Below are 24,419 nucleotides of genomic sequence, written 5' to 3' on the forward strand. Positions count from 1 at the left end.
GATAAAACATGGGGGAAAAAGATGAGCAGCATTCGTATTCACAAAGCCGAAGGAACTTGGGTAGTCCGCTCGGGCGGCGCGGTTTTGGGCGAAAGCAATCAGGCGCTGGAGCTGGAGGAAGAGGGACACTCTCCCGTGATCTATTTCCCCCGGGCTGACATCGCCATGGCCTTTCTCGACCCCGGCAGCAAGACGAGCCATTGCCCGAAAAAGGGCGACGCAACCTACTATTCGATCGCCAACAAATCTTCGGTCAGCAAAAATGTGGTCTGGAGTTACGAAGACCCGACTGAAGCAGTAGCTGCAATCAAAGGCTATCTAGCGTTTCATCAGGGCGATAGCATCAAGGTTGAACGGATCTAGGACAGAGGAGGCCCTGCCAGCCTCAGAACCTGCCAGCCTAGGGCCCTTGCCAAACTAGGGCCCTTGCCAAACTAGGGCCCCTGCCAAAATCCTGATCCTTGGCGGGGATCCGAGCCAAGGCATCAAATTGAAAATGGTGACGGCCAAATTATTGCGTCAGCTTCAAAGCGAGCTGCAATTGAACCAGGTGGTTGGGATCAAACACGACTAGTGCCAGGATGTAAGTAGCCTGAAGAAAGCGAAAAAAGCATGCCTATACAGATAGATAGGGATCAACTAACGGCGCTCTAGTCCCGGTCGCCCTTTATCAGGCACCAGAATAGTTATGGCAATAACTGCCATCCCCAAAGTTTACGAATTCAAATGCGGCGAATTCACCAAAGTCAGGCCTAAAGAACAGCGCGACAAAGATGGCGTCGAGCATTCTCAAGACGTTCATCCGCACTAAAGACATTAGTGTCCAAGGCACACTGAATCGCATAGTCGATCAATGATTCAAGCGCCGCCTTTTCTTTTTCCTGCTCGCCAGCGTTTTGTTTTTGCACAGCCTCTTTTGGGCTGACTTCAAAAGTACGCATATTCATCCTTCCGCACTTTAGTAACTATCGCTACTGTAGGGATACCTTTCACCAGGCCAAACTGTTAATCAATAGAAAGAAAAAATTAACCTATGCGTGATGTCGATACATCGCAAATTAGTGGCCGCCTCCTGAAGGTGTTCATCACTGTGTTTGATGAAATGTCCGTCAGCAAGGCCGCCGCGCAGTTGGAAAGCAGCCAGTCTACCATCAGTCACAACCTTGAAAAATTGCGCAGTATTCTTGGCGACACATTGTTTTTGCAATCAGGTCGCGGCATCATTCCAAGTGCCCGTGCCGAGGTCCTCGCCCCTAAAATCCGCCTTCTTCTGGCGGAATTGGAAATCTTGGCGGATGGCAGTGAATACGACCCGGAAAAAGACCGGTCTGCCGCAACCATCGCAACAAACGGCAGCACTTTGGCGCCCGAACTGGACCAGGTTCGCAAGCTGATTTGGTCCAAGATTCCGGACAAAAAACTCATCTTTCGAGAGCTCGGTTCACGCGCAAATCTTGAAAGTGTTCTGGACAAAGGCAAGGCTGACATCGCTGTCACCGCGCGCCCCTTTCACTATCCTGACCTTCTGGTCAGCCAGGAGCTTTTTGCTGAGAAATCTGTGATCTTCTACGACCCAAATTTCAGAAAACCAATTGAAACCATTAACGAATATTGCACCGCTCGCCACGTGAACCTTGATTTCGGCGGCTCTGTCAAAAGCGTCGTGGAAACGACACTTGAAACGCTGGGGCTGTCTCGAAACATCGTGATCAGTGTTCCCAATGTTTGGTTTTTGGCCCAAACTTTGAAAGGAACGGATCTGGTCGCCACCCTGCCCGCTCTGTTGAAAAAATCTGCCTTTCAGGATCTGGAAACCTGCGATTTACCGATCTCCATCCCACCCGTGCACTTTGATCTGGTCTGGCACCGACGCTACGATGATTCAGCCCGAATTTCATGGATTCGCAGCCAACTGACCGAAGCGCTGGCCCCAAACCGCAGCTGAGCATCCCCATCGGCCCAACCGGTATTCATTGAAAAACAGACCCTTTGCGGACCTGCCTTTTCGATCACTCCGACAGCTGCGTTGCTTCGTAGTTCCGCTTATTTCAGCGGTGCTCCTCTGCCGCGATCGCCACCAAAGCGCGGTTGTAGGCCTTTAGGGTATCCAGATGATAAATGGCGCCAAGCAGCCGATCCGTGCCATCTGACCTATCAACTACTGGCAAAAATGTCACATCTGCGCGATCAAAAACCGGTAAGGCTGCTTCCAGTGAGGCACCTTCTTCAAGAAATAGCCCCTGTTCAAGCAGCGCATGACACTCTTCCGCAGAGGCGCAGCCTGGGCTTTCCAACGGGCGCATGACCGCATTCGCCTTCAGCAGAGCAAGCAGGTAGGCCTGTGGTCCCGCCGCGCAGCGGATGTTGCGCTTTTCGAGCTGGGTCAGGAAAAAGGAACGGTCCACCAGACGCGACGCCAGAGCTGTTGAAATCGAAACGGCCACCATCACCGCCAGACCGATCTGCCAGTCCCCAGTGAGCTCAAAAACAATCAAGGTGGTGGAGATCGGCGCTCCGAGAACAGCAGCCGCCACGGCCCCCATTCCAGCAAAAGCATAAAGCGTATGCGTCCCCGAAACATCCGGCAAAAACGAAGTCGCAACCAGGCCAAAGGCGAGACCTGTGATTGCCCCGATCATCAGAGACGGGGAAAACACCCCGCCGCCCATCCGACCGCCCATGGTGATTGCCACCGCAGCCGTCTTGACCACGACGAACAGCACCGCCTGTGACAGCACCAGCCCCCCGGTCAGAGCCAGCACAGTGGTTTCATAGCCGACGCCGATGATATGCGGGTACCAGATCGCGATCACCCCGAGCATTAACCCAGAGACCGCAGGACGCAGCCATCGCGGAAGCCGCAACTGCGCCTGGATCTCGTCACCGATCTTGTCCGCCATAAAGATCGACCGCATAAGAACCACAGCAACCAGGCCGCAGATCACCCCCAACAGCAAAAAGGCTGGCAGTTCGACATAAAACTGCAGCGCGCCAGGTGTCATCAGTGAAAACTCGGTCACATCGCCATATTCCAGACGGTTGATCACCGTGCCCGCCACCGATGCAATGACGATGGGCGCAAAGGCGTGGACTGCAAAATGACGCAAGACCACTTCCAGCGCAAACAGGGCACCGGCAATCGGCGCGTTGAAGCTGGCGGAAACAGCCGCTGCAACTGCGCAACCCAGCAGGTCGCGGCCGGTGATGCCATCTGCTTTGATTTTTTCGCTGACCCAGCTGGAAATCACCCCGGCGAGATGCACAACCGGCCCCTCCCGCCCAGAAGAGCCACCAGTGGAGAGAGTCAGAAAGGACGCCAGCGCAGAGGCTAAACCTGCGCGGATTTCCAGCCGACCGTCCTTGAGCGCGGCGCCCTCGATCACGTCAGCCACCGAACGCACCCGCGCATCCGGCGTGAACCGATCCAGAATGATGCCAACGATCAGGCCACCACAAGTGGCGATCAATACCAGCGTGTACCAGGGCAGATCGGCCGCAAAACTATGCAGGTAGTTGGCATCTTCGGCGCCATAAACCCATGCTTGCAAAGCTGAAATCCCTTTGCGGAACGACAGTGCCGCAAACCCTGCACCGATCCCGATCAGCAGCGCAATCACCCAGAATTGAAACTGGCTCGGCCCCCTTTGCAACAGAATGCGCCACAGGTCACGTACTCCCGCAAGCATTTGGGAAACATGAGCAGAAATGGCGGCGCGAAGCATCTGGGGCATATTGGTCCTGTGCTGTGTCAATTTTTGACCCAATCAGCCAAAGAAAAGACAAGACATCGTAAAGATCTCATCGAACGTCGCGAGAAGACAGTAAAAATTTCGAACTCCCACCCTGGATCAACACAACGTGCCAATTCAGGAGGTCACATCAAAGCGTCAGCTCACCAGCAAGGCCCGTGCCGCGGCGCGTGCTTCTTGAGTTATGGTATCACCAGAGACCATTCGGGCAATTTCATCCACCCGCTCCGTGTCATCCAAGGGTACCACTTCTGACAGGGTAATCCCATCGGCAACGCGTTTTTGCACCCGCCAGTGATAGCCCCCTTGCGCGGCAACCTGGGGCGAATGGGTGACGACCAGTACCTGCCCAGCCGCGGCCAGCGCCTTCAAACGGCGCCCAACGGCATCTGCCGTTGCACCGCCAACGCCACGGTCGATCTCATCAAAAATCAGCGTCTTGCTTTGATCGTCCCCGCGCAGGCAAACCTTCAGAGCCAGCAGGAACCGGCTCAACTCCCCCCCAGAGGCGATCTTGTTCAACGGTCCCGAAGGTGCTCCGGGGTTAGTCGCAACCGTAAAGGCAACGTCATCCTGCCCCTCAGGACCAGCGTCGCCCTGTGTGACCAGAGTTTCAAATACGGCACGCTCCATCTTGAGCGGCGCGAGTTCGGTCATGACGGCCTGATCCAGCACACCTGCATTCTGACGCCGCGCCGCGCTCAGCAGATCCGAGGCCGCCTGATACGCCTGCTGGCAGGCCTTTAATGCCTGCTCCTGATCGGCAAGATCACGGTCCCCGGCATCCAATGCGCCCAGCTTGATGCGCAGGCTCTCGGCATGTGCCGCCAGTTCATCCGGCTGAACCCCGTGTTTACGCGCCATGGCCCGAATTTCGAACAGCCGTGCCTCGCAATCTTCCAGATCACCGGGATTGAATTCCAGCCCATCGAGAATACGCGCGACCCCGTCCTGAGCATCGCCAAGCTCAATCATCGCCCGGCTCAACGCGGCAAGCGGTGCAACAAGCCCGACATCATCGCCGCCCTCAACGCCTTCGAGCCAACGTTGCGCGTCGCCCATCGCCCCCTCGGCGCCTTCGCTCAGCAACGCATGGGCGCGGGCAATGTCGCCCCGGATCCGCTCTGCGCCCTGCATCTGGCGGCGGCGCGCATCCAGCGCCTCGTCCTCACCGGGCTCGGGGCTTAGCTTGTCGAGTTCCGCCACTGCATGGCGAAGGAATTCTTCTTCGGCACGGATAGCGTCAAGCGCGGCTCGCGTCGCCGCAACCGATTTGCGCGCCTTGGCCATGGCAGACCAGGTTTTACGAGTGTCGTTCAACAGATCCGGCACATTGGCGAAGGCATCCAGCAGAGCGCGGTGCCCCCGTGGGTTCAACAGGCCACGATCATCGTGCTGCCCGTGCAACTCCACCAGGGTTTCAGACAGACGCCGCAGGACTTCACCGGAACAACGCCGGTCATTGACCCAGGCGGTCTTGCGGCCGTCAGCGGTGTTCACCCGCCGCAGGACCAATTGCTCACCGCCGGGCAGTCCCGCCTCTTCGAGGATCGAATGCGCCGGGTGATCTGCATTCAGATCAAATTCCGCGATGACTTCGCCCTGGGCCGCGCCCTGACGCACCAGTTCAGCCCGACCGCGCCACCCCAGAACAAACCCCAAAGAGTCTAGCAAGATGGATTTCCCGGCCCCGGTTTCGCCGGTGAGTACATTCAGCCCCGGCTGAAAAGCCAGTTCCAAATGATCAATGATCAGAAGATCGCGTATATCAAGTGCGCGCAGCATGGCCTGGTTCCGTCGTCTCGTTCCGCCACACAGCTGCTTACAGCCAACGCCCCTTGATCGATTGACGATAGACCTGGCTTAGCCAGTTATTGCCACGATCCTTGAGTTTCAGCCCCTGCGCGGTCAGCAGGCGATAGCTGTCCTCATACCATTCGGTGGACTGGTAGTTATGGCCCAGAATAGCCCCTGCCGTCTGCGCTTCATCCAAAAGCCCCAGAGACAGATAGGCTTCGACCAGACGATGCAGAGCCTCGGCAGTGTGGCTGGTGGTCTGGAAGTCTTCGACCACGACACGGAAGCGATTGATTGCAGAGGTATAGTGACCTCGACGCAGATAATAGCGCCCGACTTCCATTTCCTTGCCAGCCAAGTGGTCAAAGGCAAGATCAAATTTCAACAGTGCGGAGTTGGCATATTCACTTTCGGGATAGACCTCGATCACGGTCCGCAGTGATTGAAGCGCCTGATAGGTCAACCCCTGGTCACGGCCAACTTCGTCAATCTGGTCGTAATAGCTGAGTGCCAGAAGGTATTGTGCGTAGGCGGCGTCTTCATCGGTCGGGTAGAAATCGATATACCGCTGGGCCGCACTACGGCTTTCTTCGTAGTTCTTTGCCTGGTGATTGGCAAAGGCCTGCATGATCAACGCCTGCTTGGCAAATTCGGAGTAAGGATAGAGCCGTTCGATCTCGGAGAAATAGTAGGCGGCATCCTTGGTACGGTTGCGCGCCAGTTCGAACTCGCCACGTTCAAAGATCTGTTGAGGCGTATAGCTTTCCAGCGGCACAGTCTGTTCCGCAGCCCCACCATCTCCACCACATGCGGAGAGTGTTGCCATCAAAAGAGCCGCACCGATGAATTTGGCTCCAGTCTTGATGCCGATCATATTGCCTAACCTCACCGTCATTGTCTTTCGGGTGTCGCGCCCCGGGTTCAGCCCCGTTTAGCACATTCATCTGGCGTGCAAAACGCCTTTAACCCGTTTGCTCCCCCACTTGGCAGAGAATGTGAAGGATGGTCAAGCCTGACAGGGCTCTGGGGCAGCACAACGACATAGCTATGCGCCCCAAAACGCATAAAGCCCCGTTCCAACGGGGCTCTGAGAGTGTCAAATAGATGTGCTTTCTAGTTGTGCTTTCCAAGACCGCAGTGAGGAGATTTCCCCACGCCTCGATCTTGCTGATGCATTCTTGATTGCCGTTCAGGTCGGGACCTCAGGCGACGCGACGCGTGGCCGGAACCTCGGACCAGACAAGACCCTGGCCCGGCAGCCGTGCAGTCATCGCCAGATCGCAGTCAACCACTCGCGATGCACCCGGTGTCGCAAAAAGCTCCCGCAACAGGGTATTGGTCAGCGCGTGACCGGCCCGTTCGCCAACATAACGCCCAAGCAGTGGTCCACCAGCCAGCGCGAGATCGCCAAGAGCATCTAGCATTTTATGACGGACGGGTTCATCCGCGTGGCGCAGCCCCTCGCCGCTTTCGATGGTGGAGCCATCAAAAACGATAGCGTTCTCGCCTGGCACACCGCCCAGAGCCAACCCATTGGCCTGCATCGTCTCGACATCAGAACGGCGGCAGAAGGTGCGACTGTCGCAAAGTTCACGCACAAAGGCACCGTTGCGCAGGTCCAGAACCCGGCTTTGGCGCCCGATGGCCTGTTCTTCGAAATCGATATGGAACTCAATCATCAGGCGATCACAGGGCAGCAGAGTTGCGGTTGCTCCGTCCTTGGTCACGGTCACCGGCTTCAGCACTTCGATGGCTCGTGCCGGAACACCAAGACGGTGAATGCCACGCGCCATGATCCCGCGCACGAAAGGTGCCGAAGACCCATCGAGGATCGGAACTTCGGGACCGTCGATTTCGATCAGAGCGTTGTGGATACCACAGCCCGCCAAAGCAGCCATCACATGCTCAACGGTCGAAACCGTGACACCGGCTGCATTGATCAGACGTGTACACAGTGCAGTGCGTTCCACATGATCCCAGCGGGCTGGAACGATGGTATTGCCCAAAGCGATATCAGTGCGTTTGAATTGAATGCCGTGACCTGCCGCAGCAGGGTTGAGAACCAGTCGGGCCGATTTACCTGAATGCAGGCCAACCCCTTCAAATGTCACCGATGCTTTAAGCGTATTTTGCACCTTGTGCTCCTGATCTCTATGTCCGGCGACAGGCGCCGTGTTGCAAAGACAGGTAAGGATTTCACAAAAAAGCCACAACTCAATCTTTGTAACGGAATGAAACATCTCTGAAACAGATAGGCAAAAGACTGCTTAACTTTGGGCAAATCTTTGTTTTTAAAATAGAAAAGGCCGCCCGAAGGCGGCCTTTCAACCTCAACTAGTGAGGTGTTAATTTGCCTGACGGCGCAGGAAAGCGGGAATTTCGATACGATCCTGCTCTTCTTCGGCCTGCTGTTGCGGCGCGGGCTGTGGCTGTGGCGCCACCGCCTGCTGCTGAACCGGCGGCTGCTGGCGCACAGGCTGGGGTTTTGCCCCCTGCGCTTCGGCGGCGCTGCCGGTCATCCGGTGGATCAGCGAGTTGAGACCAAAGCGGCGCTGCTCGGACTGAGGCTCTTCTTGCTGAGCCGCCACCGGACGTTGCTGCGGTGCGACCTGCTGTGTCATCGGACGCTGCTGACCTTGGGCGCGGGCAGCGGCCTGCTGAAGGCGCACGATTGCATCCGCCGACGGGGTACCAGGTGCGGGCGCTTTGGGCGCCACAAACGAGGCTTCGGGCTGGGCATCCATCGCATCCGCCTGAGGCTGGAAGTCAGGCACCTGAGGCTGATAGGCCGGGCGCGGCAAGCCGTCATTGTCCAGCTCGTCGATTTCCTCGAACAGATCTTCTGCCTGCTCCTGCGCGGCAACCTGCTGCACATCCATGCCCTCAAACAAAGTAGGTTCTTGCTGTGCTTGCGCCGCAACGGGAGCGGCTTCAGTTGCAACCTGTGGCTGTTCAACGGGCGTGTTCAGCTCCAGCGGTGCGGGGCGGGCCTGCTCGACGCTGACGGCCTTTTTCAAAGGCGCTGACATCGGGCGACGCGGTACCGGCATATCCGTCATCACATCGGTGGCGTCGATCCCGGTGGCGACAACGGAGACGCGCATCTTGCCTTCCATGCCGGTGTCCAACGTGGAGCCAACGATAATGTTTGCTTCCGGGTCCACCTCTTCGCGGATACGATTGGCAGCCTCGTCGAGTTCAAACAAGGTGAGGTCATGCGCGCCGGTGATGTTGATCAGAACACCTTTGGCTCCGCGCAGGCTGATTTCATCCAGCAGCGGGTTGGCAATAGCTTTCTCAGCCGCCTGAACCGCGCGATCTTCGCCTTCGGCCTCGCCAGTGCCCATCATCGCCTTGCCCATTTCGTCCATTACGGCGCGAACATCGGCAAAGTCGAGATTGATCAGGCCCGGACGAACCATCAGGTCGGTCACACCTTTGACACCCTGATAGAGCACATCGTCGGCCATCGAGAAGGCCTCGGTAAAGGTGGTCTTTTCATTGGCCAGACGGAACAGGTTCTGGTTTGGAATGATGATCAGCGTATCAACAACCTTTTGCAGGGCTTCGACGCCCTCCTCGGCCTGTTTCATCCGCTTATTGCCTTCAAACTGGAAAGGCTTGGTGACAACACCGACGGTCAGCACACCCAGCTCACGCGCGGCCTGCGCAATGATTGGTGCTGCACCAGTACCAGTGCCGCCCCCCATACCGGCGGTGATAAAGCACATATGTGCCCCCGCCAGGTGGTCAACGATCTGTTCGATGCTTTCTTCAGCCGAGGCGGAACCTACCGAGGGGCGCGCACCGGCACCAAGACCTTCGGTGACTTTCACACCCAGTTGGATACGGCTTGTGGCCGCGTTTTGCTGCAGGGCCTGAGCATCGGTATTGGCAACGACAAAATCGACACCTTCCAGCTCTTTGGCGATCATATTGTTGACCGCGTTGCCACCTGCACCGCCGACACCGAACACGGTGATCTTAGGGGCCAGTTCTTCCTGCCCGGGCATCGAAAGGTTCAATGTCATGCTCTTCCCGCCTGTTTTTCAGCCCTCCCGCAAGGGCTATTCCTGTGTAATCCGCCTCAATCTTACCGTGATGGCGGAGTCTCGTCATCCTAAAAAGCGAAAAACGCCACAAAATATGGCCCAAAGATTGGTAAAAACCCGCAGATTTTCGCTTATCCCAGCAGATCTGGTAGAACACTGGCCACGACAACACAACAGAGATCATGCCCCTAGCAAAGATGCCAAAGGTCAAACGTGTTGTTTTGTTTTTGTGGCTGGCCACTGCTCGGCCTGCTGCTGCCGCTTTTACGGTCATTAAATCTTTGTTATCCGGTTTTGCATGGCCTGTCACCCAGCCCGTTCAGGGTTTTTCCACAAGCTGTGGAAATTTTTCAGACTGTTGCCGCCCGGACGCCTACCAATTGTCTCTGAACCACCGCACTGCCCGACTAATCGTGCGGCCCTGATATCGATCTACCGGAGTCTCAAAGTCCCACCACTCATCCTGTGGGTTGGCAGCAAAAAGGCTCAGGCCGACGGCGGCTGCGAATCCTGGCCCGGTGGCCGATTGTGGCAGACCATGCACCCGCAACGGACGTCCCAGACGCACCTGCTGGCCCAGAATGCGACTCGCCAGCCCATCAAGACCGAGGATCTGGCTGGAGCCGCCGGTCAGAACGATCTGCTGGCTTGGAAGGTATTCGAATCCGGCGGCATCAAGCCGCGTGCGCACTTCTTCGAGGATCTCCTCGACCCGGGGGCGCATAATACCAATCAGCTCTGCCCGGCTAACGGTGCGCCGGTCATGCTCCCAGTCACCCGTGTCTCCACCAATATCAATCATGTCACGATCATCGGCCCCGGTGGCATGCACGCCACCACAGAAGGTCTTGATGCGCTCGGCGTTCGCCATTGGAACACCCAGCCCCATGGAAATATCAGAGGTAATATGATCGCCACCCATACGCACCGCATCGGCATAGATCATGTGTTTCTTCATAAAGACCGAGATCGAAGTGGAGCCGCCGCCCATGTCGATGCAGGCGGCACCCAACTCCTGTTCATCTTCGACCAGTGCTGCATAGCCGGAGGCATAGGCGGAGGAGGCAATACCGGCCAGTTCCAAATCACAGCGCTGAATACAGCGTACGAGATTTTGCACCGTAGCAGCATCAACTGTGAGCATATGCATGTCCACTGCCAGGGTCTGGCCCAACTGGCCACGCGGGTCTTCCAGCCCGGACCGATTGTCGAGCGCAAAGTTCACTGGCTGCGCGTGCAGAACCTCGCGACCAGCACCATATTCCGGCACCTCGCAGGCTGCCAGCACACGGGCGATCTCGGATTCAGACACCTCCTGCCCTTCAAGTTCGAGCTGAGCATCCAAGCCATAAGAACGCGGATTGGCACCGGAAAAACTGGCGATCACATGATCGACGCGCACACCAGCCATCTTTTGCGCGGCCTGCACGGCAGTCCGGATGGCGCGTTCGGTTTCCTGCATGGCGGTGATTTCACCAAACTGCACGCCGCGCGACCGTGTCGTGGCAGCCCCAATCACCCGAAAGCCTGACTGCCCCGCAAGCGAGCCGATCGAATTATCTTCGCTCAGCCGTCCCGTACCGTCGAAACGCAGCACCAGGCAGGCAATTTTGGAGCTGCCAATATCCAGAATGGCAACCACACCACGCTGCATGGCCTGACGGCGCATCTGCCGCATCGCGCGCTGGGATTGATAGAGATCCGTCATCTTACAGCCCGCCTTCGTTCAATTCTCTGATGCGCCACCAGTTTTCCACTGCATTCTCCGTCATTCGAATTGTCGGCCGCGCCGCAATCCGCATATCCACCACCGCAACATCGCGCTCCAGCAAGTCCTGCACTTCACTCACCACGATCACCCGCTCCAGCGCCGGGATCGGCCTGTCGGCTGGCAACAGGATGCGCTGACCGCGATCCAACACCACATCCCAGCGGCGTTCACCAATTCGGACAAGACCACGCAATCGCGTGCCCAGCGGATTGGCGGCTGCAATCAGCTGAAGCGCCTCGTGTGCCTGCTGGTCTGCGGCCTGCCCGGCGATCAATGGCAGATCCGGGTGCAGCCCGCGCTGACCCAGCTCTGCAACATGGGCGCCGGTTTCATCCAACAGCGCCAGACCTTCGTGACTGCGCCAAATCAGAGCAGGCGCACGCTCTTCAACATCCACCTGCAAAATACCGCCCGGGCGAATACGCACCTTGGCAGATTTCACCGGATCCAGACCTTCGATCTGATCGCGGATCTGGCCCAGATCGAGATCGAACGAGCTGATAGGGAAATCCAGCGGCACCACTTCGCGCACATCCTGCGCCACACTGGCGCCAGCCCCATCGATGGCCATAACATTGACCATGAATTCAGGGCGCTCCTCGATAGCGGCCCGTACGGCATTGATTTGCGCCACGACCAGATCCCGCCGACCTGCATCTGCAAGAAAACCGCCACCAGCAGCGAGCAACAGGCACAGCGGCACACCGAATTTCAGACCAAAGCGAATGCCCGGCGTCAACATCCAGCGCTGCAGGCGATATTTCAGCCGCGAAGGTGCCGGATCGGCGCGCGAGTCGCCGCGCTGCAGCCTGCCCATCAACGCCCGCATGATGCGTCCTTTACCATCCAGTCACAGAGCTGGCCAAAGGTCATGCCGCAATAGGCTGCCTGTTCAGGAACCAAAGAGGTCGGCGTCATGCCCGGCTGGGTATTGGTTTCCAGCAAAATCAGGCCATCAGCGCCGCGGCTTTCATCCCAACGGAAATCTGTCCGGCTGACGCCGCGACATCCCAGAGCCTGATGCGCCCGCAGGGCATAGTCGAGACATAGCTGAGTGATCTCATCTGGCACCTCGGCAGGCACCACATGGCGGGACCCACCGGGTTTGTATTTTGCGTCATAGTCATACCATCCATCCGTCAGGATGTCGGTGACCGCCAGAGCCTGGTCGCCAACCACCGTGGTCGTCAGCTCGCGGCCCGGCGCGAAGGCCTCGACCAACACGTCGTCCGGCATATCCTGCGATAGCTGCGGCGGGCCGTTTGCGGCCTCATGCACCAGATAGATGCCAACGCTGGAACCTTCATTGTTAGGCTTCACCACATAGGGTGGCTCCATCACGTGTCCTGCCATGACGGCGGCCTTGGAAAACAGGCCACTGCCCATCACTGGCAGGCCAGCCTCCTGGAACACCATCTTGCTACGCTGCTTGTCCATCGCCAGCGCCGAGGCCAGCACCCCGGAATGGGTATAGGGCAAACCCATCCATTCCAACAAACCCTGTACGCAGCCGTCTTCACCCCAGCGACCATGCAGGGCGTTGAACACAACATCCGGTTTGCAACTGATCAGATGCGCATAAAGATCCGGACCCGCGTCCAGTTCTGTTACGTCATATCCTTCGCCCCGTAGCGCGGCCGCGCATTCACGCCCACTAGACAAAGACACCTCACGTTCTGCTGAGGGTCCGCCCAATAGTACCGCCACTTTCGGGAGTGTTCCGCTCGACTCACCCACGATAGCGCCTCAAAATTGTCGGGCTTTGCGCCCTTGGTTATTGGAGCCGGAAATTGGCCCGCATTGTTTTTGTCTTTGGTCGCCGTTTTCCGGCGTCAGTCTTTCTCTTCGGCCCGGCGCAAGCCCTGATCCATATCAGCCCTGCGCCGATCCCCTGTGGCTGCCTGCTCCACCGGGAAAATCCTTTTTTTTGCACCGATCCAGTCCCCACTGCGAAACGAGATCGGTCACGCCATCATAACGCCGCATGTCTTACCGGGTTATTAACGTGTACTTTACCATGTTTAAGATCGCCCCTGCCCTGCAGCACCCGCCCCTATTTTCCCAAAGCATAGCAGCGTCATCGCAAGACACTGAAACGATAAGGATTTAGGGGTCATTTTGTGTTAGTCAGACAGCGGCTCTCCGACCCGCATGATTTCCCATTCTAGCGTTATGCCCGAATTGGCGTAAACCTTTTTTCTGACCTTTTCCCCCAAACTCTCAAGATCTGCGGCAGATGCGCCACCCGCATTGATCATAAAGTTAGAGTGCTTCTCGCTCATCTGGGCCCCGCCCACCCTTGCGCCGCGCATGCCCGCGTCATCAATCACCTTCCAGGCTTTGAGATCTTGCACATCATCGGCCCGCCCGGTCGAGGAAAACCCAGCAGGATTGCGAAACGTAGACCCGGCAGAGCGCTCTTTGGTGGGCTGGCTCTCGTCACGCTTTTTCAACTGCTCCGCCATGCGGTCATGCAGGTTTTTCGGATCGGCCTGCGTGCCGCGCAGGGTGGCAGACACCAGAACTGCGCCTGCGGGAAAAGCTGTCTGGCGATACTGAAACTGCAAATCCCGTGCGGTGATTTCAAGCAGCTCACCCGTGCGGGTGACAATCTGCGCCGACACAAAGACATCGGCGATGTAACTGCCATAGCAGCCGGCATTCATGCGCACAGCCCCGCCGATAGAGCCGGGAATGGTGCGCAAGAAAGAAAGGTCCAGCCCGGCGTCTGCGGCCCGTTTGGCCACATGCGCATCCAGCGCTGCCGCCCCCGCTGTGATCTGATCGCCCTCGATCTCGATCCCGTTGAAGCCACGCCCCAGGCGGATCACCACAGCCCGCAGGCCACCGTCGCGCACGATCAGGTTCGAGCCCACCCCCATAGGAAAGATCTCCACATCCGCAGGCAGCTGGCGCAAAACTAATTGAAGGTCGGCGATATCAGCAGGCTGAAACAGATAGTCAGCTTGGCCACCGACGCGCAGCCAGGTCAGTCCGGACAGATCCCGGTTCGCGGTGAGTTTCCCACGCAGCCCTTCAATAATCACGCCACAGCCCTCCTTTGGCCGTTCGGCCACACTGGGCCGAAATTCTGTCGTCAGCCTTTAGCGCGGTTCCCGGCGCATTGACAACGCGCAATCAGAACGGCCAAGCCAGTTCGCGTTGGCGCTGCATGGCGCAGATCCCGGAGGGCCTCAGCCCTAATCTTTCCCGTTGGGTGCTTTACCGCAGCCCTCGGCGAAGCCAGCGCATCAGATAGATCACCGGCCAGCGCAGCACGCTCATCCCGGCGCATAGCACGCCAAGCCCCCACCAGAGCCCGTTTTCATATGTCACATAGCCCAGGATTGGCAGGCCTATAAGAATCAGCCCATAGGCGCGGCGCCAATGGTTGTCCCGACTGGGCAACATCCCCAGGAAATTCGCCGCCAGCGCCCAGAGGGCCGCCAGTGTCAAGGAAAGCGTCATCCAGGGGGCTCCTCACTGCGGCGCAGCTTTTGCCAATAGTATCGGATTGGCCGTCGATACATCGACCCCACAGCAAAGACCCCGAATGCAACAGCGCCCCAGCCGTAGTCCAGCCCCAGCCAGATAATCACCGCTGGGGCCAAGCACAGCAGAACACGTCCGGGATAGTAATGTCGCCCTACCGGCAACATGGCGACAGCCGTTGTCGCAAATACCCAGACGATTGCAACCGCCGCACTCATAACATTCCCGCAATCGCGGTCGAAAACGCACCAAGCGACAGCAGCAAGCCAACAACCGGGACCAGCATCGGCACCCTGAAGGAGGCCTCAGGCGCGCGTCGTTTTTGCAGGATCAGCGCCAGATTCACTAGGATGAACACGGCCAGCAAGGTGGTCGAGGTCATCTCGGCCAATTGCGACAGGGGCACCAGATAGGCCGCTGCCACAACCGCGCCGCCGATCAACACTGTTGCACGCACAGGTGTGCCGAAGCGGTGATGTGTCTGGCGAAACACATGCAGTGTCGCCGTTCTACGCCCCAGCCCGAACAACACCCGCGAGGCCATGACGATCTGCGCCAGCACGCCATTAAGGGCGGCAAAAACCGCAATACTGGACAGGAAATGCGCATTCCCCCCCTGGGTTACTTGCCAGACCAGCGCCAGCGGGCTTTGCGACTGAGCCAGATCCTGCAGGGGCACCGCCCGAACCGCCGCCCAACAGACCAGCGCATAAACCACCGAGGTGATCGCCAGCGACAGCATGATGGCGCGGGGCATGACGCGGGTAGGATGGCGCACTTCTTCGGCCATGTTGACGATATCTTCAAAACCGATAAAGGCAAAGAACGCCAGCACTGCGCCAAAGGAAACTCCGGTCAACACGGCCGGGTGAGCAAGGGCTGTGATGGCAGGCGCTGCCGTACTCCAGTCCTGCGTGACTTCAGCACCGAAACCGGCCCAGATCACCAGCGCAAGACCGGCGATCTCGATCGCAGTAAAGACCGCGACCAGCGCAAAGCTTTCCAGCACACCCAGAACAGCCACAGCCGTCAACGCAATCCCCATGGCCAGAATGGCGATATCGGGGCTGATACCGGTGGCGGCCGCAAAATACCCGGCCCCACCGCGCAACACAGCCCCTGCGGAAATAGTCCCCGCCAGAACCACCGAAAGCCCCACAAAGATTGCAAGTCGCGGCGATGACAGCCCCTGCCCGACAAAGGCGGCCTCACCTGCGGCTTCGGGCAGGCGCGAGGAAAATTCGGCATAGGACAGCGCCGTCGGCGCCGCGATCAGACCTGCCAGCAAAAAGGAAAACGGCGCCAGAGTGCCCGCCTCGGCCACCACGGCGCCCACCAGCACATAAATGCCAGCCCCAACCATGACACCCACCCCATAGGCCGTCAGTAGGCCAAGGCCGATACGACGCTTCAGGGGCTCTGTCATCTGGGGTCTCCCTTATATGCGGGCTCGCTTACTTCCCGTTCAGGTATTCTTGCTCAACCGCTCCGGCAGGCCGTTGGCCCAGGTACTGATTGTCCCGGCTCCAAGACATACGACCATATCGCCGGGGCGCGCCTGTTCGCGCACCAGCCGCTCCAGATCGTCCTCGTCCAGCAAGGCACGCGCATGGCGATGACCATGGCGGATCAATCCGGCGACCAGATCGTCCCGGCTGGCGCCTTCTATGGGATCTTCGCCGGCCGCAAACACTTCGGCAATAGCCACCACGTCAGCCTCGTTGAAGCAGGCACAGAAATCATCAAACAGATCTGACAGTCGCGAATAGCGGTGTGGCTGATGCACTGCGATAACGCGGGCCTCGGGGTTGTCGCCAATGGCCTGGCGCGCCGCTTTCAAAACGGCTGCGATCTCAACCGGGTGGTGACCATAGTCGTCGATGATGGTCACGCCATTGACCTCGCCCACCTTGGTGAAACGGCGGTTGACGCCACCAAAATTGGCCAGGGCCTCGCGGATTTCAGAGCCCTTCATGCCCAGATGTCGCGCCACGGCCACCGCCGACAGCGCGTTGGAGACATTGTGGTCGCCGGGCATAGGCAGGCTACAGTCCTCGATCACGCGGCCTTCAGACTGTAGGTGAATATCAAAATGCGCCACGCCCGCCTTGTAGGTCAGATTTGTGGCACGCACGTCGGCCTGCGCATTGAAGCCATAGGTGACGACGCGCCGATCCGTGATGCGGCCAACCAGCGCCTGCACTTCGGCGTGATCTGTGCAACACACAGCGACGCCGTAAAAGGGAATGTTGGAGACGAATTCGTAAAACCCATCCCGCAGCGTGTCAAAATCACCCCAATGTTCCATGTGTTCGGGGTCGATATTGGTGACAACGGCAATGGTGGCAGGCAGGCGATTGAATGTCCCGTCACTCTCGTCAGCCTCGACCACCATCCATTCGCCCTGCCCCATGCGCGCGTTGGAACCATAGGCATGGATGATGCCGCCATTGACCACGGTGGGGTCAAATTTGCCCGCCACCATCAGTTCGGCCATCATGGTGGTGGTGGTGGTTTTACCATGGGTGCCGCCGATGGCGATGTTGGATTTCAGCCGCATCAGCTCAGCCAGCATCTCGGCACGGCGCACCACCGGCAGGCCACGGCGGCGGGCCTCGTCCAGTTCGGGGTTACCGGGTTTGATGGCAGAGGAAATCACCACCACTTCGGCCTCAGCCAGATTTTCCGCCTGCTGACCAACAAAAACCAGTGCGCCGAGTTTTTCCAGCCGCTGAGTGATCTTTGACGACTTCAGATCTGATCCCTGCACCACATAACCAAGGTTGAGCAGCACCTCGGCGATACCGGACATGCCAATGCCACCGATCCCAACAAAATGGATCGGGCCAACGTCGCCGGGCAATTTGGTTGCAGGGGTCATCTTTATCCTTTCTCGGCCAGCTGTTCGACCAGGGCCACCAATCGTTCGGTGGCATCGGGAACACCGGCGCTCAATGCGGCAAGCGACATCTGGTTCGCTGCCTGCGGGTTACTCAAAACAGCGGTGATTTGCGCCGCCAGCGCAGAAACGTCAAGCGCGCTTTCGGGGATCAGGATGGCGCCGCCCGCGTCCACCAGCCCACGGGCGTTCGCGGTTTGATGATCGCCAGTGGCCGCCGCATAGGGCACCAGAATAGACGGACGGCCAATGACCGATATATCCGCCACCGAGGACGCGCCTGAACGCGAGATAACCAGCTGTGCTTCGGACATCCGGGCGGGCACATCGTGGAAAAAGGGCTGCACATCCGCAGAAATGCCGTGAGTGGTATAAAATTCCGCCACCCGCGCCATGTCTTCGCCGCGGGCCTGATGCGAAATCCGCAGATATTTGCGGATCTCTTCCGGCAGTGCTGCAATGGCGGCAGGCACCACATCCGACAGAATGCGCGCGCCCTGACTGCCTCCCATCACCAGGATCGACATCGGATAGTCTCCGGGTGCGATATAGCCGGCCCCTGCGCGTTCCATCACGGCGGCGCGCACCGGATTGCCGACATGTTCATGCGGCACTGTGTCCGGCAGATCTGTTGGCCAGGTGCCACAGGCAACCCCGGCCACACGCGTCGCAAACAGCTGATTGACCCGACCCAGCACGCCATTTTGTTCATGGATCATACGCGGCAGTTTCAGCAGCGTCGCTGCCCCCAGCGCCGGGATCGACGGATAGCCGCCAAAACCAATCACCGCATCAGGGCGGTCCCGGCGCATCTGTAGCGCCATCGACACCACGCCAGCGGCGATCCTAGGGGCGACCATGGCCTTGGCCAGCAGGCCACCGCGGGCAAAAGTCGCCGAAGACACCTCGGAAATCTCAGTACTATGCGGAAAGCCACCGGTGTAACGCGCGCCGCGTGCATCGGTTGAAAGTTTGACCCGCCAGCCTTTGCGCAGCATCGCCTCGGCCAGGGCCTGAGCCGGGAACATATGTCCACCGGTGCCACCGGCCGCCATCAGGAGCAGTTTCTGTGTCATGTCATGTCAATCTTTGCTTGGGCTTTGCTTGGGTCGTGATCAGCCGCGCCCGCGAGCACGCAGGAAATCGGCGATCTCACCCTGCGGTCTGGCACGGGTAAAAGACAAGAGCATCCCCAGCGCAATCCCGCCGGCAATCAGCGAAGACCCGCCGTAGCTGACAAAGGGCAGTGTCATGCCCTTGGCCGGCAACAGGCGTACCGCAACACCCATATTGATCATCGCCTGCACGCCAAACATGCAAACCAGACCGGTACCCGCCAGACGAATGAACGTGTCGCGTTCGCGCATCAGGCGAAACAGCGAGCGCACAACCACCATGGCATAAAGCCCAATCAGCACCAGCACCAGGATCAGCCCGTATTCTTCGGCAGCGACGGCCACGATGAAATCAGTATGCGCATCCGGCAGCGACCATTTCACCTGGCCTTCGCCCACACCGACACCAAACAACCCGCCTTCGCGGATCGCGTTGGTAGCATAGCCCATCTGGGTGGTGGGATCGATCTCGGGGTTGAGAAAGCCATCGATACGGCGGGCAAAGTGCTCCGAGTTTGAATAGGCAAAGATACCCCCCAAAACCACCACGGCCGCCATGCCCACCAGCAACAGCATCGGGGCACCGGCGACAAAATACATCACCCCCCAGCCAAACAGGATCAGGCAGGCCTGGCCAAAATCAGGCTGCAGCACCAGCATCATCACCACCGCCATGCAGATCCCGAATGAAATCAGCGTGCCGGGGGGACCGTTGATCTGCTGACTGGATGAAATCATCCAGGCCGCCACCACCACAAAACCAGGCTTCAAAAACTCTGATGGCTGAAGCGAGGCAAAGCCAAGGCTGTACCAGCGCACAGCTCCCTTGCCAAAATCAGTGCCCAGCACCGGCAATAGTGCCAAGGCGACAAAAGCACAGGCAAAACCAATCACCGCGAGGCGGCGCACCAGTTGCGGTGTCATCATCGAGGTCAGGATCATCGCTGCCAGCGCCGTGGTGCCAAAAATGGCCTGCCGTTGCACATAGTGGAAGTTGTCAAAGCCATTGCGTTCGGCCAGCGGCACCGAGGCCGCAAGCCCCAGCAACAGCCCCAAAACAAAGAGCATCAGAATGCAGGACATGGACCACTTGTCTAGGGTCCGCCACCATTTCGGAAGGATCGGTTCACCTGTGGGTACAGGAACCGCGCCATAGACCATCTCAGTCATGGGAACACCGCCGCTATTTGCCTCAAGATAAGCCCCATTTTTGGGGTCATTGCGCAAAGAGTACCCGCAAACTGCACATCAAGCCAGCCCTAGATAGTTAACGGGCATGAAATCGCGCCTCTCCCATATGCGAGCCCAGATGCGAGCCATCCGAGCGACACCCTTGCGCCAAAGGCTCATCCGTGGTCGATGCGCAGCATGTTCAAAAAAACCGTGATTCTTGGCGCCGGTGCCGCCGGCATGATGTGCGCAGCCCATGCAGGTGGCGACTGCCTTGTGCTGGACCACGCCAAATCACCGGGCGAAAAGATCCGCATCTCCGGCGGCGGGCGCTGCAATTTCACCAATCTGGACACAACGCCAGAAAACTACCTGTCGCAGAACCCGCACTTCTGCAAATCTGCGCTGGCGCGATACACCCAATGGGACTTCATCTCACTAGTCGATCGATACGGCATTGCCTGGCACGAAAAAAACCTGGGGCAATTGTTTTGCGACGGCTCTGCCAAACAGATCGTGGCCATGATGGTAGAGGAATTGCAGCAGGCCGGTGCCGACCTCTGGCTGCAGACCTCGGTCGAGAAAATTCGCCATGAGGGTGAGACCTATCATCTGACCCTGCTGCGCGATGGCAAACCCCAGCAGATCAGTTGCAAGAACCTGGTGCTGGCCACCGGCGGAAAAAGCATCCCAAAAATGGGCGCCACCGGACTTGCCTATGATATCGCCCGTCAATTCGACTTGCCGCTGATCGACACACGTCCGGGCCTGGTGCCCTTCACCTTTCCCGATGGCCGCTTCACCGCCCTGGCTGGCACCGCCCTGCCCACACGTCTGTCCAATGCGCGCGCGCAATTTGACGAAGCCTTGCTATTTACCCATCGCGGCCTCTCAGGCCCTGCGGTTCTGCAGCTGTCGTCCTATTGGCACGAGGGGGAAGAGATCACCGCCAACCTGATCCCCACGATGGATCTGTTCACCCTGCTGCGCGATCAGCGCCAGTTGCAAGGCCGCCGGGCACTCACCACAGAACTGGCCCGCCACCTGCCGGGGCGGCTGGTGGATTTCTTGGCGCAGGAGTTCAAAATCGAAGGCCGCCTCGCCGATCAGTCGGACGCAGCACTCCAAGCACTTTGCACGCAACTTGAAACCTGGCGCCTCACTCCCGGTGGCAGCGAAGGCTATCGCACCGCCGAGGTCACGCTGGGTGGCATCGACACGGATGTTCTGTCCTCCAAGACCATGGAGGCAAAACAGCGTCCTGGTCTTTTTGCCATTGGCGAAGCTGTGGATGTCACTGGCTGGCTGGGCGGCTACAACTTTCAGTGGGCCTGGGCTTCGGGCCATGCGACAGGCACCGCCATCGCCGCGCGCAGCTAGCGCCGCATTCCGCCTCGCGCATCCCCGGCCACTACCCCAGCCACCATGGAGTTCCGTTTCGTAGCCACCCTCGCCTGCCTTTTACCGGACAGGACAAAGGGGCAGGCTCCTGTCACAAAAGGACACAGGCGTGGGAGATCCAAAAACGGAATTCCGTTTTGGTGAACCCGAGCCGTAATCTTCACGAACCCAAAAAACCAGTGCTTTCAAAAACGGTCAGTCCAGCCCTTTTTCGACCTCGATAATGAAATCATCGCCGCGCTGTTCGAAATTATCGTACTGATCAAAACTGGCGGCAGCGGGCGCCAAAAGGACCACATCACCGGGTTCAGCTTCGGCCATGGCGCGCGCGACGGCTGTCGCCATTGAGGTGCAGACCTCAGCCTCGACGTCCAGTTGCATGGCAAAACTTGATGCTTCGCGGCCGATCACATAGGCCTTGCGTACATTTCCGGTCTGTCCCTGCAGCGCGCCCAGCCCGCCTTCCTTTTCCAAGCCGCCACAGATCCAGCGGATGTTTTTGAAGGCGCTCAGGGCCTTGGCAGCACTGTCGAGATTGGTCGCTTTACTATCGTTGACATAGCGAACGCCCTGCGCCTCGGCGACGGTCTGGCTGCGATGCGGCAGTCCCGGATAAGAAGCCAGCGCGCCTTCGATCACCCGTGGCGCCAGCCCCAGGACCCGCGCCGCCGCATAGGCCGCGCAGGCGTTCTGATGATTGTGCTCACCCGGCAGGCCAATCATCTGGCGCAGATCGATTGATCCCACCTGACGCCCCTTGCGGTATTCGCTCAAGAACCCCTTTCGGGCGAAGACCTGCCAGCCCGGCCCGGTCAGTTTGCGCGCAGAAGAAATGCGGATCACCCGATCATCGCTGGCCGCCTGCGACATCTGATTGGCCAGAAACAGCCCCTCGTCCTCGTCGACGCCAATAATAGCACGGTCTGGGCCTCCTTCGGCAAACAAGCGTCTCTTGGCAGCAAAATAGCCGCCCAAACCGCCGTGGCGATCCAGATGATCCGGCGAAAGATTGGTCAGTATGGCGATATCCGGCGTCAGCGCGCGCGCCAGTTCTGTCTGATAGCTCGAAAGCTCCAGCACCACCACGCCTGCATTCCCGGGCGGATCAATATCCAGCACGCCGCGGCCGATATTGCCGGCCATCTGGCTGTCACGCCCCACGGTCTCAAGGATATGATGCAGCAAGGCTACCGTCGTGGATTTGCCGTTGGAGCCCGTGATCGCAACCACCTTTGGCGGTTGATCCAGCATGTCCCAGCCCTGCGCCGGAAGTGAGGCAAAGAACAACCCGATATCATTGTCGACAGGCACGCCAGCCTCAAGCGCGGCACGGATCACCGGGTTGGGCTGCGGGTACAGATGCGGAATACCCGGCGAGGTGATCAGAACGGCGATATCGTCAAAGGCCCCCTGCCGGTGCAGATCGCGCAGCTCGAACCCTTCGGCTTCGGCAGCATCCCGCGCCCCGGGATTGTCATCCCAACACACGGGTGTCGCGCCCCCTGCCAGCAACGCCCGTGCCGTCGCAAGTCCCGAACGCCCCAATCCCAAAACGGCAACAGTCGCGCCTTCAAAGCCCAGCACCGGGATCATGGCCTACCTCATCTTTGATCAAAATTTCGGCGGCACAGTGCACCGCAGCGCCTGGACTTGCAAGTGCCACCGCAGAGGCCGCAAGGCCTCTGCCGGGCCCAACAATTGGCAAACAGGCTCCGCCTGTCGAAATTGGCGGGAGCCCCCCTTTGGCGTAACCAAACCCAGCCACATCGCGCCACAAACATGTCACGCAACAAAAAAAGGGAAGGCACGCACCCTCCCCTTTTGAAATCGCAATTTTGTCAGGTGCTGTCGTAATTGGCCCCGATGGCTGCTTTGGCCTAGCGAACCTTCAACGTGGCCAGACCAATCAGCGCCAGGATCAGCGCGATGATCCAGAACCGGATAACGATGGTCGGCTCGGCCCAGCCCTTTTTCTCATAGTGATGATGGATCGGCGCCATCAGGAACACCCGTTTGCCGCTCCACTTGAAATAGAGCACCTGAATAATCACCGACAGGGCTTCAACCACGAACAGACCGCCCACAAGAGCCCAGACCAGTTCGTGCTTGGTAACAACCGCAATCGCCCCCAGCGCCCCGCCAAGCGCCAGCGATCCGGTATCGCCCATGAACACCGCCGCCGGAGGCGCGTTGTACCAGAGGAAACCAAGACCCGCGCCAAAAAGTGCGGCCGTAAAGATGAGAATCTCGCCCGATCCGGGCACATAGTGCACATCAAGGTATTCAGTGAAATCAACACGTCCAACCGCATAGGCTATGACACCCAGCGTGCCGCCCGCGATCATCACCGGCATGATCGCAAGCCCGTCCAAACCATCCGTCAGATTCACCGCATTGGCTGATCCCACGATCACGCAGATCACGAAGGGCACATAAAAAAGGCCCAAATTGATCAATGTGTCCTTGAACACCGGCATCGCAAGCTGGTTCTGCAATCCCACAGGGTGATAGGCGCTGGCCCAAAGCGCGGCAATCACCGCGATGGCAATCCCCAGCAACAGCCGGACCTTCCCGGACACTCCAGCTGTATTCTGCTTGGACACCTTGGCATAATCATCCGCAAACCCGATCAGCGCAAAGGACAGAGTGACAAAAAGAACGAGCCAGATAAACGGGTTGTCCAGACGCGCCCAGACCAGCGTGGCGCTCAGCAGGGCACCGACAATCAGCAAGCCGCCCATCGTCGGGGTCCCTGCCTTGGAAAAATGCCCTTCCGGGCCGTCATCGCGGATCGGCTGACCCTTGCCCTGTTTGCGGCGCAGCACATTGATCAGCGGCTTGCCAAACAGAAACCCAAACAGCAGCGCCGTCATAAAGGCCCCGCCCGCGCGGAAAGTAATATAGCGGAACAGATTGAAAAAATCGCCGCCATCCGACAGGGCCGTCAGCCAATAGAGCATCTCGGATCGATCC

22 protein-coding genes are annotated in these 24,419 nt (G+C 58.7%); 3 read left to right on the top strand and 19 right to left on the bottom strand.

Annotated features, from left to right (window positions below; all coding sequences use genetic code 11):
• Positions 1–21: 21 nt before the first annotated feature.
• Positions 22–363: a DUF427 domain-containing protein gene (locus tag PH5382_RS01645; protein WP_058332588.1), complete on the top strand. Its 342-nt coding sequence runs from the start codon at positions 22–24 to the stop codon at positions 361–363.
• A 389-nt stretch (positions 364–752) separates the two neighbouring features.
• On the opposite strand, the gene PH5382_RS01650 is transcribed toward PH5382_RS01645, so the two are convergent.
• Complete coding sequence (locus PH5382_RS01650) at positions 753–941, bottom strand: hypothetical protein (RefSeq protein WP_058332589.1); 189 nt, start codon at positions 939–941, stop codon at positions 753–755.
• 92 nt (positions 942–1,033) lie between these two features.
• Here PH5382_RS01650 and PH5382_RS01655 point away from each other — a divergent pair, with 92 nt between their 5' ends.
• Entirely contained in the window at positions 1,034–1,945 is a 912-nt protein-coding gene (locus tag PH5382_RS01655) for a LysR family transcriptional regulator (protein ID WP_058332590.1), read from the top strand.
• Positions 1,946–2,048: 103 nt separating this feature from the next.
• Here PH5382_RS01655 and PH5382_RS01660 read toward each other — a convergent pair whose 3' ends face one another.
• The 16 genes from PH5382_RS01660 to ftsW all read right to left on the bottom strand — a co-directional run bounded on the left by PH5382_RS01660 (position 2,049) and on the right by ftsW (position 20,045).
• Complete coding sequence (locus PH5382_RS01660; RefSeq protein ID WP_058332591.1) at positions 2,049–3,731, bottom strand: chloride channel protein; 1,683 nt, start codon at positions 3,729–3,731, stop codon at positions 2,049–2,051.
• 156 nt (positions 3,732–3,887) lie between these two features.
• Entirely contained in the window at positions 3,888–5,534 is a 1,647-nt protein-coding gene (recN, locus tag PH5382_RS01665) for a DNA repair protein RecN (protein WP_058332592.1), read from the bottom strand.
• 37 nt (positions 5,535–5,571) lie between these two features.
• Positions 5,572–6,420 carry an outer membrane protein assembly factor BamD gene (locus PH5382_RS01670; RefSeq protein WP_058332593.1) on the bottom strand — a complete coding sequence of 283 codons (849 nt, stop codon included), beginning with the start codon at positions 6,418–6,420 and terminating at the stop codon, positions 5,572–5,574.
• A 328-nt stretch (positions 6,421–6,748) separates the two neighbouring features.
• Positions 6,749–7,681, bottom strand: coding sequence for a UDP-3-O-acyl-N-acetylglucosamine deacetylase (gene lpxC, locus PH5382_RS01675; RefSeq protein WP_058332672.1), 933 nt, complete (start codon positions 7,679–7,681; stop codon positions 6,749–6,751).
• Positions 7,682–7,891: 210 nt separating this feature from the next.
• Entirely contained in the window at positions 7,892–9,577 is a 1,686-nt protein-coding gene (gene ftsZ / locus PH5382_RS01680) for a cell division protein FtsZ (protein WP_058332594.1), read from the bottom strand.
• Entirely contained in the window at positions 9,531–9,908 is a 378-nt protein-coding gene (locus PH5382_RS19665) for a hypothetical protein (RefSeq protein ID WP_156414815.1), read from the bottom strand. The genes ftsZ and PH5382_RS19665 overlap by 47 nt, the downstream gene beginning before the upstream one ends.
• A 63-nt stretch (positions 9,909–9,971) precedes the next feature.
• Positions 9,972–11,306: a cell division protein FtsA gene (gene ftsA / locus PH5382_RS01685; RefSeq protein ID WP_058332595.1), complete on the bottom strand. Its 1,335-nt coding sequence runs from the start codon at positions 11,304–11,306 to the stop codon at positions 9,972–9,974.
• Position 11,307: 1 nt separating this feature from the next.
• Positions 11,308–12,198 (bottom strand): cell division protein FtsQ/DivIB, encoded by an 891-nt coding sequence (locus PH5382_RS01690; RefSeq protein WP_058332596.1) that lies wholly within the window; start codon positions 12,196–12,198, stop codon positions 11,308–11,310.
• The gene (locus tag PH5382_RS01695; RefSeq protein WP_058332597.1) at positions 12,186–13,106 is read right to left on the bottom strand and encodes a D-alanine--D-alanine ligase; all 921 of its coding nucleotides are present in this window, start codon (positions 13,104–13,106) and stop codon (positions 12,186–12,188) included. Before PH5382_RS01695 ends, PH5382_RS01690 begins: the two co-directional genes overlap by 13 nt.
• 386 nt (positions 13,107–13,492) lie before the next feature.
• Entirely contained in the window at positions 13,493–14,416 is a 924-nt protein-coding gene (murB, locus tag PH5382_RS01700; protein ID WP_058332598.1) for a UDP-N-acetylmuramate dehydrogenase, read from the bottom strand.
• Positions 14,417–14,591: 175 nt separating this feature from the next.
• Complete coding sequence (locus PH5382_RS01705; protein WP_058332599.1) at positions 14,592–14,837, bottom strand: DUF2484 family protein; 246 nt, start codon at positions 14,835–14,837, stop codon at positions 14,592–14,594.
• Positions 14,834–15,079 (bottom strand): DUF2484 family protein, encoded by a 246-nt coding sequence (locus tag PH5382_RS01710; RefSeq protein ID WP_058332600.1) that lies wholly within the window; start codon positions 15,077–15,079, stop codon positions 14,834–14,836. The genes PH5382_RS01705 and PH5382_RS01710 overlap by 4 nt, the downstream gene beginning before the upstream one ends.
• Positions 15,076–16,287, bottom strand: coding sequence for an APC family permease (locus tag PH5382_RS01715; RefSeq protein ID WP_058332601.1), 1,212 nt, complete (start codon positions 16,285–16,287; stop codon positions 15,076–15,078). Before PH5382_RS01715 ends, PH5382_RS01710 begins: the two co-directional genes overlap by 4 nt.
• Positions 16,288–16,326: 39 nt before the next feature.
• Complete coding sequence (gene murC, locus PH5382_RS01720; RefSeq protein WP_058332602.1) at positions 16,327–17,742, bottom strand: UDP-N-acetylmuramate--L-alanine ligase; 1,416 nt, start codon at positions 17,740–17,742, stop codon at positions 16,327–16,329.
• A 2-nt stretch (positions 17,743–17,744) separates the two neighbouring features.
• Positions 17,745–18,836: a UDP-N-acetylglucosamine--N-acetylmuramyl-(pentapeptide) pyrophosphoryl-undecaprenol N-acetylglucosamine transferase gene (locus PH5382_RS01725; protein ID WP_058332603.1), complete on the bottom strand. Its 1,092-nt coding sequence runs from the start codon at positions 18,834–18,836 to the stop codon at positions 17,745–17,747.
• A 39-nt stretch (positions 18,837–18,875) separates the two neighbouring features.
• Positions 18,876–20,045 (bottom strand): putative lipid II flippase FtsW, encoded by a 1,170-nt coding sequence (ftsW, locus tag PH5382_RS01730; RefSeq protein WP_058332673.1) that lies wholly within the window; start codon positions 20,043–20,045, stop codon positions 18,876–18,878.
• Positions 20,046–20,243: 198 nt separating this feature from the next.
• On the opposite strand from ftsW, the gene PH5382_RS01735 reads away from it, so the two are divergent.
• Positions 20,244–21,425, top strand: a complete 1,182-nt coding sequence (locus tag PH5382_RS01735; RefSeq protein WP_058332674.1) for a BaiN/RdsA family NAD(P)/FAD-dependent oxidoreductase — start codon at positions 20,244–20,246, stop codon at positions 21,423–21,425.
• A 216-nt stretch (positions 21,426–21,641) separates the two neighbouring features.
• Here PH5382_RS01735 and murD read toward each other — a convergent pair whose 3' ends face one another.
• Positions 21,642–23,039 (bottom strand): UDP-N-acetylmuramoyl-L-alanine--D-glutamate ligase, encoded by a 1,398-nt coding sequence (gene murD / locus PH5382_RS01740; protein WP_058332604.1) that lies wholly within the window; start codon positions 23,037–23,039, stop codon positions 21,642–21,644.
• 284 nt (positions 23,040–23,323) lie between these two features.
• Positions 23,324–24,406 carry a phospho-N-acetylmuramoyl-pentapeptide-transferase gene (mraY, locus tag PH5382_RS01745; RefSeq protein WP_058332605.1) on the bottom strand — a complete coding sequence of 361 codons (1,083 nt, stop codon included), beginning with the start codon at positions 24,404–24,406 and terminating at the stop codon, positions 23,324–23,326.
• Positions 24,407–24,419: the final 13 nt, after the last annotated feature.

The sequence above is a fragment of the Phaeobacter sp. CECT 5382 genome (assembly GCF_001457775.1).
In the GTDB taxonomy this organism is placed as follows: Bacteria; Pseudomonadota; Alphaproteobacteria; order Rhodobacterales; family Rhodobacteraceae; genus Pseudophaeobacter.